The sequence below is a fragment of the Martinezella sp. CNPSo 3959 genome (genome assembly GCF_057784355.1).
The window spans coordinates 194,007-207,657 of the sequence record NZ_JBXSOV010000002.1; the positions used below are offsets into that span (position 1 = coordinate 194,007).

Annotated in this window: 10 protein-coding genes; 3 read left to right on the forward strand and 7 right to left on the reverse strand. The window is 60.6% G+C overall.

Annotated features, from left to right (window positions below; translation table 11 throughout):
• Window positions 1-64: 64 nt before the first annotated feature.
• The 5 genes from AC13RE_RS08910 to AC13RE_RS08930 all read right to left on the reverse strand — a co-directional run bounded on the left by AC13RE_RS08910 (window position 65) and on the right by AC13RE_RS08930 (window position 8,074).
• The gene (locus AC13RE_RS08910) at window positions 65-952 is read right to left on the reverse strand and encodes a uracil-DNA glycosylase (RefSeq protein ID WP_488562683.1); all 888 of its coding nucleotides are present in this window, start codon (window positions 950-952) and stop codon (window positions 65-67) included.
• A gap of 54 nt (window positions 953-1,006) precedes the next feature.
• Window positions 1,007-2,296 carry an Hsp70 family protein gene (locus tag AC13RE_RS08915; RefSeq protein WP_488562684.1) on the reverse strand — a complete coding sequence of 430 codons (1,290 nt, stop codon included), beginning with the start codon at window positions 2,294-2,296 and terminating at the stop codon, window positions 1,007-1,009.
• Between the two features lie 217 nt (window positions 2,297-2,513).
• Window positions 2,514-5,633, reverse strand: a complete 3,120-nt coding sequence (locus AC13RE_RS08920) for an efflux RND transporter permease subunit (protein ID WP_132716159.1) — start codon at window positions 5,631-5,633, stop codon at window positions 2,514-2,516.
• Complete coding sequence (locus AC13RE_RS08925) at window positions 5,630-6,859, reverse strand: efflux RND transporter periplasmic adaptor subunit (RefSeq protein WP_488483535.1); 1,230 nt, start codon at window positions 6,857-6,859, stop codon at window positions 5,630-5,632. Before AC13RE_RS08925 ends, AC13RE_RS08920 begins: the two co-directional genes overlap by 4 nt.
• 426 nt (window positions 6,860-7,285) lie before the next feature.
• Window positions 7,286-8,074 carry an SDR family oxidoreductase gene (locus AC13RE_RS08930; protein WP_488562685.1) on the reverse strand — a complete coding sequence of 263 codons (789 nt, stop codon included), beginning with the start codon at window positions 8,072-8,074 and terminating at the stop codon, window positions 7,286-7,288.
• Window positions 8,075-8,365: 291 nt separating this feature from the next.
• Between AC13RE_RS08930 and AC13RE_RS08935 the strand changes: the two genes are divergently transcribed.
• Both AC13RE_RS08935 and AC13RE_RS08940 read left to right on the forward strand, forming a co-directional pair.
• Window positions 8,366-10,030, forward strand: a complete 1,665-nt coding sequence (locus tag AC13RE_RS08935) for an electron transfer flavoprotein-ubiquinone oxidoreductase (RefSeq protein WP_488562686.1) — start codon at window positions 8,366-8,368, stop codon at window positions 10,028-10,030.
• A 6-nt stretch (window positions 10,031-10,036) separates the two neighbouring features.
• A complete protein-coding gene (locus AC13RE_RS08940; protein WP_488562687.1) occupies window positions 10,037-10,564 on the forward strand; it encodes a GNAT family N-acetyltransferase in 528 nt (175 codons plus the stop codon).
• 83 nt (window positions 10,565-10,647) lie between these two features.
• Here the strand turns inward: AC13RE_RS08940 and AC13RE_RS08945 are convergent, their stop codons facing one another.
• Entirely contained in the window at window positions 10,648-11,562 is a 915-nt protein-coding gene (locus AC13RE_RS08945; protein WP_488562688.1) for a DMT family transporter, read from the reverse strand.
• Between the two features lie 144 nt (window positions 11,563-11,706).
• Between AC13RE_RS08945 and AC13RE_RS08950 the strand changes: the two genes are divergently transcribed.
• Window positions 11,707-12,180 carry an Lrp/AsnC family transcriptional regulator gene (locus AC13RE_RS08950; protein WP_132716165.1) on the forward strand — a complete coding sequence of 158 codons (474 nt, stop codon included), beginning with the start codon at window positions 11,707-11,709 and terminating at the stop codon, window positions 12,178-12,180.
• Window positions 12,181-12,231: 51 nt separating this feature from the next.
• Here AC13RE_RS08950 and mgtE read toward each other — a convergent pair whose 3' ends face one another.
• The gene (gene mgtE, locus AC13RE_RS08955; RefSeq protein WP_488562689.1) at window positions 12,232-13,605 is read right to left on the reverse strand and encodes a magnesium transporter; all 1,374 of its coding nucleotides are present in this window, start codon (window positions 13,603-13,605) and stop codon (window positions 12,232-12,234) included.
• Window positions 13,606-13,651 lie beyond the last annotated feature (46 nt).

The following is a 13,651-nucleotide window of genomic DNA, read 5'->3' on the forward strand; positions in this document are numbered from 1 at the left end:
CAAAAGAAGACTGCCATGCGAAAAATGCATGACTATGATCATGTTTCGTTAGTAATTGGGAGAATCAGCCTAATATTTCAGCGGCGATATAATTCTTGAAGGTAAGAAGATCGCTCCAGGCCAGCCGCTTGTTGACCGGCGCGGTCAGTAATTCCTGGGGATGAAGGCTGGCGATGGCCGGTATTACTCGACCGAGAACGCTTATTTCCCGCCACTCTCCACGCAATCCATGGATGGTTTCAGTACTTCCGAAAAAATGCCGAGCGGTGAAATTGCCCAGCAGAAGCACTGCCTTGGGCTCGGCCAGCGCAATCTGCCTTTCTATGAACGGACGGCATATCTCGATTTCGGGTGGGGAAGGGGCTCGGTTGCCCGGCGGCCGCCACGGAATGACGTTGGTCAGCAGGATCTCATCGCGCTTCAGGCCGATGGCGGCAAGCATTCTGTCGAGCAACTGTCCCGCGCGGCCGGCAAACGGCGCCCCCTCACGATCGTCGTCGGCACTCGGCATCGGCCCGATTACCATGATGCGGCCCTCCGGCGTGCCGCTGGCAAAGATCGTCGAGCGCGCGCTGTTCTTGAGATTGCAGCCGTTGAAGGCTTCGAGTGCAGTTTTCAACTCGCTGAGTGACCGCGCGCTTTCGGCAGCGAAGCGGGCCTGCTCTACAGCTTGCTCGTCAGGAATGGCGGGCGTCGCACGCGGCGGCGCTGCTGCGGGAGATGCCGTCGGCTTGGCTGCCGGGCGGCGCTCGGTTTGGGGCCGCGCCGCAGCTGCTGTAGCTTCAGGCCGAGGCTGCGTTGCCCGCGCGCCCTGTCTTGCCGCGCGCATGGCCTCGAATTCGGCAAACCGATCCACCGGCTGATCTTCCAGCAGCCAGTCGATTCCGGCATCCGCATGGAAATGCAGAAGGGCGGCAAGCTCGGCCGGTGTGAGGTCGCTGGCGGAAATCATGCGCGAACTCTATCCAATGCGGCGCACGAACGAAAGGGCAGGGTGGGTGCTATGTCAGGCCGTCCACTGGGCGATATCGTCGCGCTCGCCGATCAAGGCCAGGCCATGGGCGATGGACAGCAGTTCGCCGCCCGTCTCGATCCGCTCCTGGCCGAAGCGTTCCGTGAAGATGCGCCGAACGGCCGGCACGAAGGAGGTGCCTCCCGTCAGAAATACTTTGTCGATCGCATCGGGTGACGTGTTCGTCGTTGTCAGCACGTCGTCCAGCGCCCCTTCGATGCGGGCGAGATCGTCGGCGATCCAGCTTTCGAAGTCGGCGCGGCGAACGTGCTTGCGGCCGGCCTTGCCGAGCGGCGGGAAGTTGAATTCGGCCTCTTCCTCGCTCGAAAGCGCCATCTTCGTCGCCGATACCGCCTGATAGAGCGGATAGCCTTCGTCATGCTCGACGAGTTCGATGAAGGTCTCCAGCTTCTCCGGCTCCAGGCTGCTGCGCACCAGCGTCTTCAGGTCGGCATATTCGCGCGAGGTCTTGAAGATCGAGAGCTGGTTCCAGCGGCCGAAATTGGCGTAGTATGAGGTCGGCACTTCCAAAAGCTTGTCGAAGCTCTTGAAGAAGCTGCCCTTGCCGATGGCCGGCGAGACGACGTTGTCGATCATCCGGAAATCGAAATGATCGCCGGCGATGCCGACGCCGGAATGGCCGATCGGCGTCGCCGTCAGCTTTCCGCCGTGGGTTTCGAAGCGGATCAGCGAATAGTCGGTCGTGCCGCCGCCGAAGTCGGCCACCAGCACGGTCGCATCCTTCTTCAGGTGTTGGGCGAAGTAGAAGGCTGCCGCTACCGGTTCGTAGACGTAGTGGATTTCCGGAAAGCCGAAACGCGCAAGAGCGGCGTTGTAGCGCTCCGTCGCAAGGGCAGGGTTCGGATTGGCGCCGGCAAAGTGCACCGGCCGGCCGGTAACGATGCGCGAAACATTCTCCGGCCATCCCTCTCCGGCATAGGCGCGCAGACGGCGCACGAAGATCTCCATCAGGTCTTCGAAGCTGTGGCGCTTGGCGAAGATCAGCGTGCCCTGGAAGAGGGCGCTCGCCGCAAAGGTCTTGATCGACTGCAGGAAGCGACAGTCACCGGGATTGTCGATGAACTGTTGGATGGCCGCGTGTCCGGCTTCGACCTTGAGTGCGGCCGCGCCCAATCCCGGATCCTTCATGAAAGAGAGCGCCGTACGCATGCTGTCCGCCATGCCGGCAGCGCTGTTGAAGGCGACCGATTGTGTCGCGGGTCCATCGGCCATCGCCAGAACCGTATTCGTCGTGCCGAAGTCGAAACCAAGCGCCCGAGCCATGCCCGCACTCCCTTCCGTCCAAATTGTCTGGATTGGGGCCAAGCCCCTATGAGACGCTGACGCGCCCTGTCGCAAAGAGGGCGCGTCATGACATGGCTAAGCTTCAAGTTCAAGCCGGGATGATGCTTTTATTTTTGCCCGCAGCGACGTCAGCCGGCGGCGCTTCCGCACCCGGTTGACTGGCAAAAGAACGGGCGCCTTTTGGCGCCCGCTGACCTTATTCGGCGGCGATGGCCGCTGGCGGATCCTTGTGATGCGGGTCCGCCTCCTTGCGCTTGGTGAGACGGGCAAGGAAGTCGTTGAGGCGATTCATCTCCAGGAAGATGACGGGTGTGATGAAGAGCGTGAGAAGCTGCGAGACCACCAGGCCGCCGACAACGGCGATACCGAGCGGCTGCCGGAGTTCGGAGCTCGCGCCGCCGCCGACCGCGATCGGCAGGGCGCCGAGCAGCGCGCAGAAGGTCGTCATCATGATCGGGCGGAAGCGGCGCACGCAGGCCTCATGGATGGCCTCAGCGGGCGATATGCCTGTTGTCGAACGCAGCGTTTCCAGTGCGACGTCGATCATCATGATCGCATTCTTCTTCACGATGCCGATCAGCATCAGCAAGCCGATGAGCGCGATGATCGAGAGGTCGAAGCCGAACACCTTCAAGGCGAGAAGGGCGCCGAGAGCAGCAGCCGGCAGGCCGGAAAGAATGGTCAGCGGATGGATGAAGCTTTCATAGAGAACGCCAAGGACCACGTAGATCGTCAGCACGGCAGCCAGGATCAGGTAAGGCGTGCTGCCCTGCGACTGCTGGAAGATCTGTGCTGTACCGCCGTAGGACGTGAAAATGTCCGCCGGCATGTTGATGTCCTTCTTGATCTGATCGATCCGCGCGGTCGCATCGCCAAGCGCTTCGCCGGCCGGCAGGTTGAAGGAAACCGTCGTCGACACGAGCTGACCCGTCTGGTTGATGGTGACCGGGCCAGTCGTGCGTTGCACATGAGCGAAGTTCGACAACGGCACCAGAGAGCCGTTTGACGAAGCAACGTGGATATCCTGCAGTCTCTGGTCATCCCAGGGCTTGCTGGTGTCGAATTCGACCATCACGTCATAGCTGTCGCCAGTGGTCTGAATCTGCGCCGCATCATAGCCACCGAACGCTTCTTGCAGCGTCGTGCGGAGCTGATTGTTGTTGATACCGTATTGCGCGGCTTTCTCCGTGTCGACGACGATGTTTGCCTGCAGCGCGTTGTTCTGTTCGTCCGATGCAACGTCGGTAAAGCGCGGATCGCGCCGCATCGCATCCAGCATCTTATCGGCCCAGAGGTTGGTCTGGTCGGCACTCAGGGCTTGAATGACCAGCTGATATTGGCTGGCCGTCTGACGGCCGCCGAAGCGCAGGCTCTGCTGCGGCGTAATATAGGCCTTTATGCCGGCTATCTTGCCGATGCTGGCGCGGAGTTCGCGTAGCGTCTGGTCCAGCGGTGCCCGCTGCTCCTTCGGTTTCAATTGGACAAACATGGTGCCGTTGTTCAACGGCTGACGGACGCTGCCGCCGACGATCGACATGACGTGGTCGACGGCGGGGTTCTGCCGGACGAGTGCTGCTGCCTGGTTCTGCAGGTCACGCATCGCCGGATAGGATATGTCCTGGCGCGCCTGCGTGCTTATCTGCAGGCGGCCGATGTCCTCGGTCGGAAAGAAGCTCGCCGGCAATACCATAAAAAGATAGGCCGAGAGTGCAACCGAACCGAGGAAGCTCAGGAGAACGAAACCGCGATTGCGCAGGCACCAGGCGACGCCCTTGTCATAGCCGCGCTGCGTCCAGTCGAAGCCGCGATTGAACAGGCGTACCGGATAGGGGGGCTGGCTGTGGCCCGCCGAAAGACGCGAGCTGAGCATCGGCGTGACCGTGAGCGACACGACCGCGGAAGACACGATGGCGATGGCGACGACCATACCGAACTCGTTGAAGATGCGGCCGACCACGCCGCCCATCAGCAGGATCGGGATGAATACAGCGATGAGCGAGATGGACATGGAAATGATGGTGTAGCTGACTTCGGCCGAGCCTTTGATCGCCGCCTGCAGCACCGGCATGCCGTCTTCGACATGCCGCAATATGTTTTCCAGCATGACGATTGCATCATCCACCACAAGGCCGACAGCGAGCGTCAAGCCGAGCAATGATATGTTGTCGATGCTATAGCCGAGCACATACATCATGCCGAAGGTCGAAACCAGCGACAACGGCACGGCAAGGCCGGGGATGATCGTGGCCGTGACGTGACCGGTGAACAGATAGATCACCAGCACGACCAGACCGATGGTCAGCATCAAGGTGAATTTCACGTCCTTGATCGCATCGCGGATCGGCTGTGCCGAGTCGTTCATGATATGCGTCTGCACCGAAGCCGGAATTTCCGCATGGAGCTGCGGCAGCTTGGCGTTAATCGCATCGACCACGTCGACGGTGTTGGCATCCGGTTGACGCTGGATCGCAAGAATGATCGCCTGCTTGCCGTCATACCAGGAGCCCGCATTGGTGTTCTGCACGCTGTCCTGCACGTCGGCGACATCGCTCAGGTGGATCGGTGCGCCCTTAGGATTTGCAATGACCAGCGACTTGAACTGTTCAGCATTGGTCCTCTGCGTGTTGGCATTGAGCGTCATGCTCTGCTTGCTGTTTTGCAGGGTTCCGACCGGGACCTGGCTGTTGGCGCTGACGATTGCGGAGTTGACGGTGTCGATACCGATACCGCGAGCCAGCAGCTTGTCCGGATCGACCTCGACCCGCACTGCGTAGGTCTGAGCGCCATAGACGGTGACCTGCGCGACACCGGGCAGGGTCGACAGCGATGGTGAAATGATGTCTTCGGCAACTTCGTCGAGTTTGCTGCGCGGCATCGTATCGCTCTGCACGGCAAGCAGCATGATCGGCGCGTCGGCCGGATTCGTCTTCCTGTAGCCGGGCGGCGTCGTCAGATTGTTGGGCAATTGACGTGTCGCGTTCGAGATCGCGGCCTGAACGTCGGCCGCAGCGGCGTCGATGCTGCGGTTGAGATCGAACTGCAGCACGATGCTCGTATTGCCGAGCGAGTTCGTCGCCGAGATTTCGCTGATGCCCGGGATGGTTTCGAACTGCTTGATCAACGGCGTGGAAACCGAGGTCGCCATCGTCTGCGGCGAAGCGCCGGTCAGCTGGGCCGAAACGTTGATGGTGGGAAAATCCACCTGGGGCAGCGCGGCAACGGGCAGCAGCTGATAACCGGCGAGGCCGGCCATAACTACACCCAACGCCAGAAGTGTGGTCGCGACCGGTCGCTGGATACAGAATTGCGGGATCATTGCTGTGCTCCAACGGAAATCGTTTCGCTCTTCTGGCTCGACTGATCGTTGGCGGCGGCCACCTTCTCAGGCTTTTCGTCATTGAACTGCTCGACGACCGTCTGTCCGTCGATCAGCTGCACCTGTCCTTCAGTGACGACATGATCGCCTTCAGAAAGCCCCTTGGCGACTGCGGTGAAGCTGCCGTTCTGCCGTTCCACGGTGACGGGCGTCAAATGAACCTTGTTGTCCTTGACGACATAGGCATAGAAACCATCCGGACCGGGGCTGATCGCAACCGTCGGAGCGACGATCACCGGCTCGTTGTCGGTCAGATGAACGACGACGTTGACCGATCTGCCGGGCCAGATCGCGCCGTTGGCATTGTCGAACTTTGCCTTGACGAGGATGGTGCCGGAGGCGGTATCCACGGAATTATCGAAGAAGCTGACTGCGCCCTGGCGGGATTTGCCCTTGCTCGAATTCGGCACGGTGCTGACCGGCACCGTGCCGGCCTTCATCGCTTCCTCCAATTCCCGCAGCTGATTCTCCTGCATGTGGAATTGCACGTAGATCGGATTGTATTGCGTGATGGTCACGATGGCAGTGCCCGGCGTCACATAGGCGCCGGGGCTAGGAACGACATTGCCGAGGCGCCCGTCATAAGGGGCGCGGATCTCAGTGTTTTCCAGGAGAACCTGGTCGGATGCGAGTTGGGCCTTGTCGGCATTGACATCGGCAGCCGCGGTATCGCGGGCCGCCACGGCCTGATCGACGGTCTGCTGCGTTCCGGCATTGTTGAGCAGGCTCTTGGCTCGGGTGAGCGCGGCTTCCGCCGCAACGAGCGTCGCCTGATCCTTGATGATGGTCGCCTGGTCCTTGTCGACGGCGGCCTGCGCGGTTCGCGCATCGAGCTTGGCGATCAGGTCGCCAGCCTTCACCATCACGCCGTCCTGCGCTTCGATCGATGTAATGATGCCGGATTCCTGCGCGGCGATGGTCGTCGTATTCTGCGCAACAGCCGAGCCTGTTGCTGTAATATCGTTCGGCAGAGTTCTCTTCTCAACCGCGGCCGTCTTGACGACGGAAGACAGCGCCTTGTGTTTGCCTGCCGCCTTTCCGGCATCTTTGGTTTCTGCGGAGGCTTGATCGACAAAGGCGGAAAGGAAAGGAATACGGTCGCGATAGCTCCATGCTGCAAGGGCTGCGACGACAAGAAGGCCGAGGGGAAGCCAAAGTTTTTTCATATTTAAAGAACCGGTCGGGGCTTGTTGCAGGAAGCGCGGTGACGGTGAAGTGTATCTGCCGCGCCGCACAACAAAGACGCGCTTCGCCGCAGTTCATCACATCGCCGTCGCCGCTAACGTTCGGTAATTCTGTCCCTTTTTACGCGAATTCATGAACGCTGTTGCCGTGCAATTTATCACAGTTCCGGAGGGCGAAAAATTAAAGCTTGGAAAGCTTTGGAACAGGTTCTGTTTGTGCAGTGCAGCAAATAATCAAATGACTATTTTTTGATTGCCATTGCGTAATATTCGGCTGGAAAAACAGCCTTAGGCAGCATTTATACTCTGGAGACGTGCTGCAGCGTGTAAAGAAGCGTCGCGCCGCTCACGGAATTGTGTTGTCAGGCCCTATTGCAAGGGCCTGCACTCTGTTCGCCGGTGGCAGCCTCAAAGTGAGCGAGCAGCTCCCCCATCGCAGCGAACCATGGTGCCCGTGACGTAGCTTGCCGGTTGGCTGCAGAGGAATGCTGCCGTAGCGGCGAACTCCTCGACGCGTCCGTAGCGGCCGGCCGGGATGCGCTGCTGGCGTTCGGCGCTGACATCTTTCAGGCTTCTGCCTCCGCGCTTGGCCGTCGCGGTATCGAGCTCCGCCAACCGGTCGGTCGCAATGCTGCCCGGCAGCAGCATGTTGACCGTGACGCCATGCGCGGCCACTTCGCTGGCCAGCGTCTTGCTCCAGCCGGCAAGCGCCGGGCGTAGCGTGTTGGAAAGCGCGAGATTGGGAATGGGCTCGATGACGCCGGAGGAGGCGACGGTGAGAATACGTCCCCAGCCTTGTGCCTTCATACCTGGCAAGAGCGCATTGGTCAGGGTGATGATCCGCGACACCATCGAGATGAAATAGGTCTCCAGCCGGTCGGCAGTCATATCCTCAGTCGTCCCCGGAGTCGGCCCGCCGCTGTTGTTGACGAGGATATCGATGCCGCCCAGCTTCTCTATGGCTGCCTTGGTGACGACATCCACGAAGTTCTCATCATTGAGGTCGGCCCAGATCCAGTCTGCCCGACCCTTGCCTTCAGCATTGATGGCCTTGCAATTGTTCTCGAGCCTGTCTCCACTTCGGCCACAGAGCAAGACATTCGCGCCTTCGCGCGCCAGCGCTACCGCGATGCCATGGCCCAGCCCCTTCGACGACGCGAGCACCAGCGCGCGCTTTCCGCCAATACCAAGATCCATCTTGATCACCCTTCATGCTATTCGGATTGTCTGATCGGCATTTATAGAGCCATCGGAGGACTATGGAAGGCGCACTTTGCAGGTGGTCGCAAATACCAGCGGAATATTGACGTTAACGTAAGAGTAATTTAACTTGTTTTACGTGTTGGGCGAATTGGGGGATTGCCTGTCGCTTCCCGGCTCGACAATTCCCTCCCATTTTGACAAGAGATAACCGAAATGGGGAAGACGCCCAAAGGGGATGAGGCCGTGGTCCGAGATCATCGGACGCCGGCCAAGCGGAGAAGATGAATGACTGACGCCAGCGAGCTGCCGGAACGCGAGAGCATGGAATTCGACGTTGTGATTGTCGGCGCAGGTCCAGCGGGCCTGTCGGCGGCGATCCGGCTGAAGCAGATCAATCCGGATCTGACCGTCGTCGTGCTCGAGAAGGGAGCCGAAGTCGGCGCGCATATCCTGTCGGGCGCCGTCGTCGACCCGATCGGCATCGACCGGCTGCTGCCGGGTTGGCGCGAGGAGGAGGGGCATCCCTTCAAGACCGAGGTGACATCGGATCACTTCCTGTTCCTAGGCCCCGCCGGCTCCGTCCGCCTGCCGAATTTCCTGATGCCGCCGCTGATGAACAATCACGGCAACTATATCGTCTCGCTCGGCAACGTCTGTCGCTGGCTGGCCGAAAAGGCTGAAGCCCTCGGTGTCGAAATTTACCCCGGCTTTGCCGCGACCGAAGTGCTCTATACTGACGAGGGCGCCGTCATCGGCGTCGCCACCGGCGATATGGGCATCGAGAAGAATGGCGAACCCGGCCCGAACTATACGCGCGGTATGGCGCTCTTAGGCAAATATGTGCTGATCGGCGAAGGCGTGCGCGGCTCGCTCGCCAAGCAGCTCATCGCCAAGTTCGATCTTGCGCGGAATAGCGACGTGCCGAAGTTCGGCATCGGCATCAAGGAGCTCTGGGAGGTTAAGCCGGAGAACCACAAACAAGGCCTCGTGCAGCACTCCTTCGGCTGGCCGCTCGGCATGAAGACCGGTGGCGGCTCGTTCCTCTATCATCTGGAGGACAATCTCGTCGCCGTCGGCTTCGTCGTGCACCTGAACTACAAGAACCCCTATCTCTATCCCTTCGAGGAATTCCAGCGCTTCAAGACGCATCCGGCGATCCGCGGCACCTTCGAGGGTGGCAAGCGCATTTCCTATGGCGCGCGCGCCATCACCGAAGGCGGATATCAGTCGGTGCCGAAGCTGACCTTCCCGGGCGGCGCCCTGATTGGATGCTCGGCCGGCTTCGTCAACGTTCCCCGCATCAAGGGCAGCCACAATGCGGTGCTGTCGGGCATGCTGGCGGCCGACAGGATCGCCGCGGCGATCGCGGCCGGTCGCGGCAATGACGAAGTGATCGAGATCGAGAACGAATGGCGCTCTTCGGATATCGGCAAGGACCTGAAGCGCGTCCGGAACGTCAAGCCGCTGTGGTCGAAGTTCGGCACGGCGGTCGGCGTAACGCTCGGCGGCCTCGACATGTGGACGAACCAGCTGTTCGGCTTCTCCTTCTTCGGCACGCTGAAGCATGGCAAGACGGATGCCGCCTCGCTGGAGCCTGCCGCCCAGCACCAGAAGATCGACTATCCGAAGCCGGATGGCGTCCTGACCTTCGACCGTCTCTCCTCGGTCTTCCTGTCGAACACCAACCACGAGGAAGATCAGCCGGTGCACTTGCAGGTCAGGGACATGGCGTTGCAGGTGTCGTCGGAGCATGATGTCTTCGCCGGTCCGTCGACGCGCTACTGTCCGGCCGGCGTCTATGAATGGGTCGAAAAAGACGGCAAGGAAACCTTCGTCATCAACGCCCAGAACTGCGTCCACTGCAAGACCTGCGACATCAAGGACCCGAACCAGAACATCAACTGGGTTCCCCCGCAGGGTGGTGAAGGACCGGTCTATCCGAATATGTGAGATGCAATGACGGAGATCGAACAAGGCGCCTGGACGATCCGTTCGGCCAGGGCAGACGAACTGCATCTCCTCGCTGCCATCGAGATCGATGCCTTTTGGGCTCTGCATGAGACCGGCGCGATCGCCTGTGAGCCGACGTCGCTGCCGCTTGACGTGTTGGAGCAATCCCTTGCGGAAGGCTTGCTGTTCGTCGCCGTCGACGATGAAGATCAGCCATTCGGTTTTCTGGCCGGCGTTATGAAAGATGGCTCGGTTCACATCGCCGAAGTCGATGTCGTCAGGCGCCGGCAGAAGCAGGGCGTCGGACGGCGGCTGATGGAAGCTGCGATTGCGGCGGCGAGAACGCAAGGGGCCGCTGGCGTCACTTTGACGACGGACCGGCAGGTGGCTTTCAACGCGCCATTCTATGCGTCCGTAGGATTTCAAATCCTCGATGCTGGAGAAAGGCCGACCGCTCTCACGCAGATCCTGGAGAATGAATTGGCCCACGGCGCCGATCCGGCCAGACGCGTGGCCATGGCGCTTCGATTTTGATCCTGGCTCCATGAATTTCAGGGCAAATAGAAAGAGCGGCTCAGCACTTCGCTGAACCGCTCCATATCTCCGCAAGATGCGATTTAATGCTGGACGGCCTTCCGGGCGAGCAGGCCTGTGGAAAGGGCAACGCCGACGCCGGTCACGATTGCGGCTGCAATGCCGGCCATTCCGATTTCCTCGCCGAGCAGAAAGCCGCCGCCGATAGTGGCGAGAACCGGCGTAATTGCGGTGAAGGCTGCGGCCTGCGTGCCACCGAGAGCCTGGACGGCAAGACCATAGGCAAGCGTGGCAGCAAGACCTGACAGCAGCCCTTGGCTGACAACCTGCAGACCGATTTCCGGTAGCGGCACCGAGGCAAGCGAGCTGCCGAAGATGGCGGCCAGTGCGACATGGATCAGGAACGACCAGACGGCGATGATGGCGCTGGATTGCACGGCGCTCAGCCCGGAGCGGCGGAAGGCGTGGGTATAGGTTGCCCAGAGCAGGGCGGCAAGCGGCAGCAGCGTAAAGCCCTCCCAGGAAATCTGCACGCCATAGAGGCTGCGGACAAGCAGGATGACGACGCCGGCGACGATGCCGCCAAGACCGAGCCAGCGCGTGATGTCGAGCCGTTCGCGGAACAAAACCATGCCGATCAGGGCGGCTGCCAGCGGCATGGAGCCGCCGAGCAGAATGCCGGCCGACGATGCCGGCGTGAACTGGATGGCGAAGGTGGTGAGCTGGAAGAAGAGGGCGCCGGAGCCGCAGACCATCAGCGCCAGCAGCTTCAAAGGCACGCCCTTCGGCAGCAGGCCTGTCCGCCACCAGACGGGAGCCAGTACCAAGGCCGGCACGCCGTAGCGGATCAGGCCGAGATCGATGGTGCCCATCTGCGTTTCGGCTGTATGACGGGTGGCAAGAATCCAGTTTGCCCAGATCAAGACGGTCACGATGGCACCTGCATAGCCGACCATGGTGGGGGTTGCCTTGCGGGTGGAGAGAGACAAAGCGGTCATCGACATATCCTTTCCAACGATCCGGTTATCTTTCGAATGAAGAGAAGATAGCGCCGAAGCCCGAGGCATGTCCTTGCTAGTTATGGCTCTAAAATTGTGTTACGAGCAATGATCTGCCAAAATTTATGATTGAGTTTCCCGGAAATGCCAAAACTGGATAAATTCGATATTGCGATCCTCAACTGCCTGCAGGAGGATGCGCGCGCCACCAATGTCGAGATTGCCGAGCGCGTAAATCTCTCGCCGTCTCCCTGCCTCAGGCGCATCCGAAATCTGGAAAAATCCGGGCTCTTGCGCGGCTACCGCGCGGATATCGACCGCAAGCAGGCCGGCCTCGGCCTCACGGTCTTCGTGGAACTCAAGGTCGGTCATCATTCAAAGGAGAATTCCGAGACGCAGCAGGCAGCATTGCTCGCCATTCCGGAAGTCGTCGCCTGTCATCTAATTTCGGGCACGGCCGATTTCCTGGCTGAAGTCGTAGTGGAGGATCTTGCGGCTTATGAAAAGGTGATGTCGGAAAAGCTGCTTGTTCTTCCCGGCGTGGTGGATCTGCGTTCGAACTTCGCCATCCGCACCATCAAAACCAATGGTGCTCTGAAACTGCCAGAGCCTGAATGAAAATGAAAAGGGGCCGTTGCCGGCCCCTTTGTCGTGAGAGGTTTGTTGTCCTCAGAGCATCGTTCCACTGAGGATCAGCAGCGCGACCGAGAAATAGATCACCAAGCCGGTGACATCGACCAGCGTCGCGACGAAAGGTGCCGAGGCGCTGGCTGGGTCGAGCCGCAGTTTCTGCAAGACGAATGGCAGCATCGAGCCGGCGAGCGAGCCGAAGGTGACGATGCCGATGAGGGCAGCGAAAACCGTAAGGGCGACCAGCTGCCAGTGCGGGCCATAATCGAAGAGGCCGATGTTCTGCCAGAGCACGATGCGGGCAAAGCCGACAAGGCCGAGGATCGCGCCGAGCACGATGCCCGTCGGCAACTCCCGGAAGGCCACGCGCCACCAGTCCGAGAGCTTGAGTTCGCCGAGCGCCAGCGCCCGGATGATGAGCGATGTCGCCTGCGAGCCGGAATTGCCGCCCGAGCTCATGATCAGCGGGATGAAGAGCGTCAGCACGACAGCCTTCTCCAGCTCTCCTTCGAAATGCTGCATGGCGCTTGCGGTCAGCATTTCGCCGAGGAAGAGGGCTGCAAGCCAGCCGGCGCGCTTCTGGATCATGCCCGCAAAGCTGATCTTCATATAGGGCTGGCCGAGGGCTTCCATACCGCCGAACTTCTGGGCGTCCTCGGTGGTATCGGCGATCATCGTGTCGATGACGTCGTCGACCGTGACGATGCCGAGCATGTGGCCCTTGTCGTCGACAACAGGAAGCGCCAGCAGATCGTGGCGGCGGATCAGGCGGGCGACGTCCTCCTGCTTCATCAGCGGCGGTGCCGTGACGGGCACGCCCTTCTGGGCCACGGTCAGGATGCAGGCATCCGGCTCACCGGTGATGAGGCGACGCAGCGTCACGACATGCAGCAGCACGTGCGTTTCGTCATCGAGCACATAGATCGCATAGACGGTTTCGCGAGAGCGCTCGACCTGGCGAACGTGATCGAGCGTCTGGGCCACGGTCCAGCTCGCGAAAACGCTGACGAATTCCGTCGTCATGATGCCGCCGGCCGTGCGCGGCGGATAGCCCATCAGGCTCTGAATCGCCTGCCTTGCATGCTCGTCGAACGTTGCGAAGAGACGGACGCGCGCGTCGACATCCATTTCGAGCAGCACGTCGGCGACGCGGTCGTTTGACATGCCATGCAGCAGGCGGGCGGCATCCGCATTGCCCATGACTTCGAGAATGGCGGGGGCGTTGCGCAGTTCCGGCCGGTCGAGAATGCGCACGGCGCGCTCTTCCGGCATTTTGGCGAGAATGCGAGCAGCCTCTGCCACCTCTGTTGCGTTCAGAGCCTCGACGCGTTCCGCGATGGTAACGGCGCGATTATTATTGATGAATGCACGAGCGGCATTGCCGGCCCGCGCTGGAAAGCTGTTGATGTTCATTATAGCTCGCCTTTCCGGTCGATCCGCCGTCGCAGCGGATCGTGGC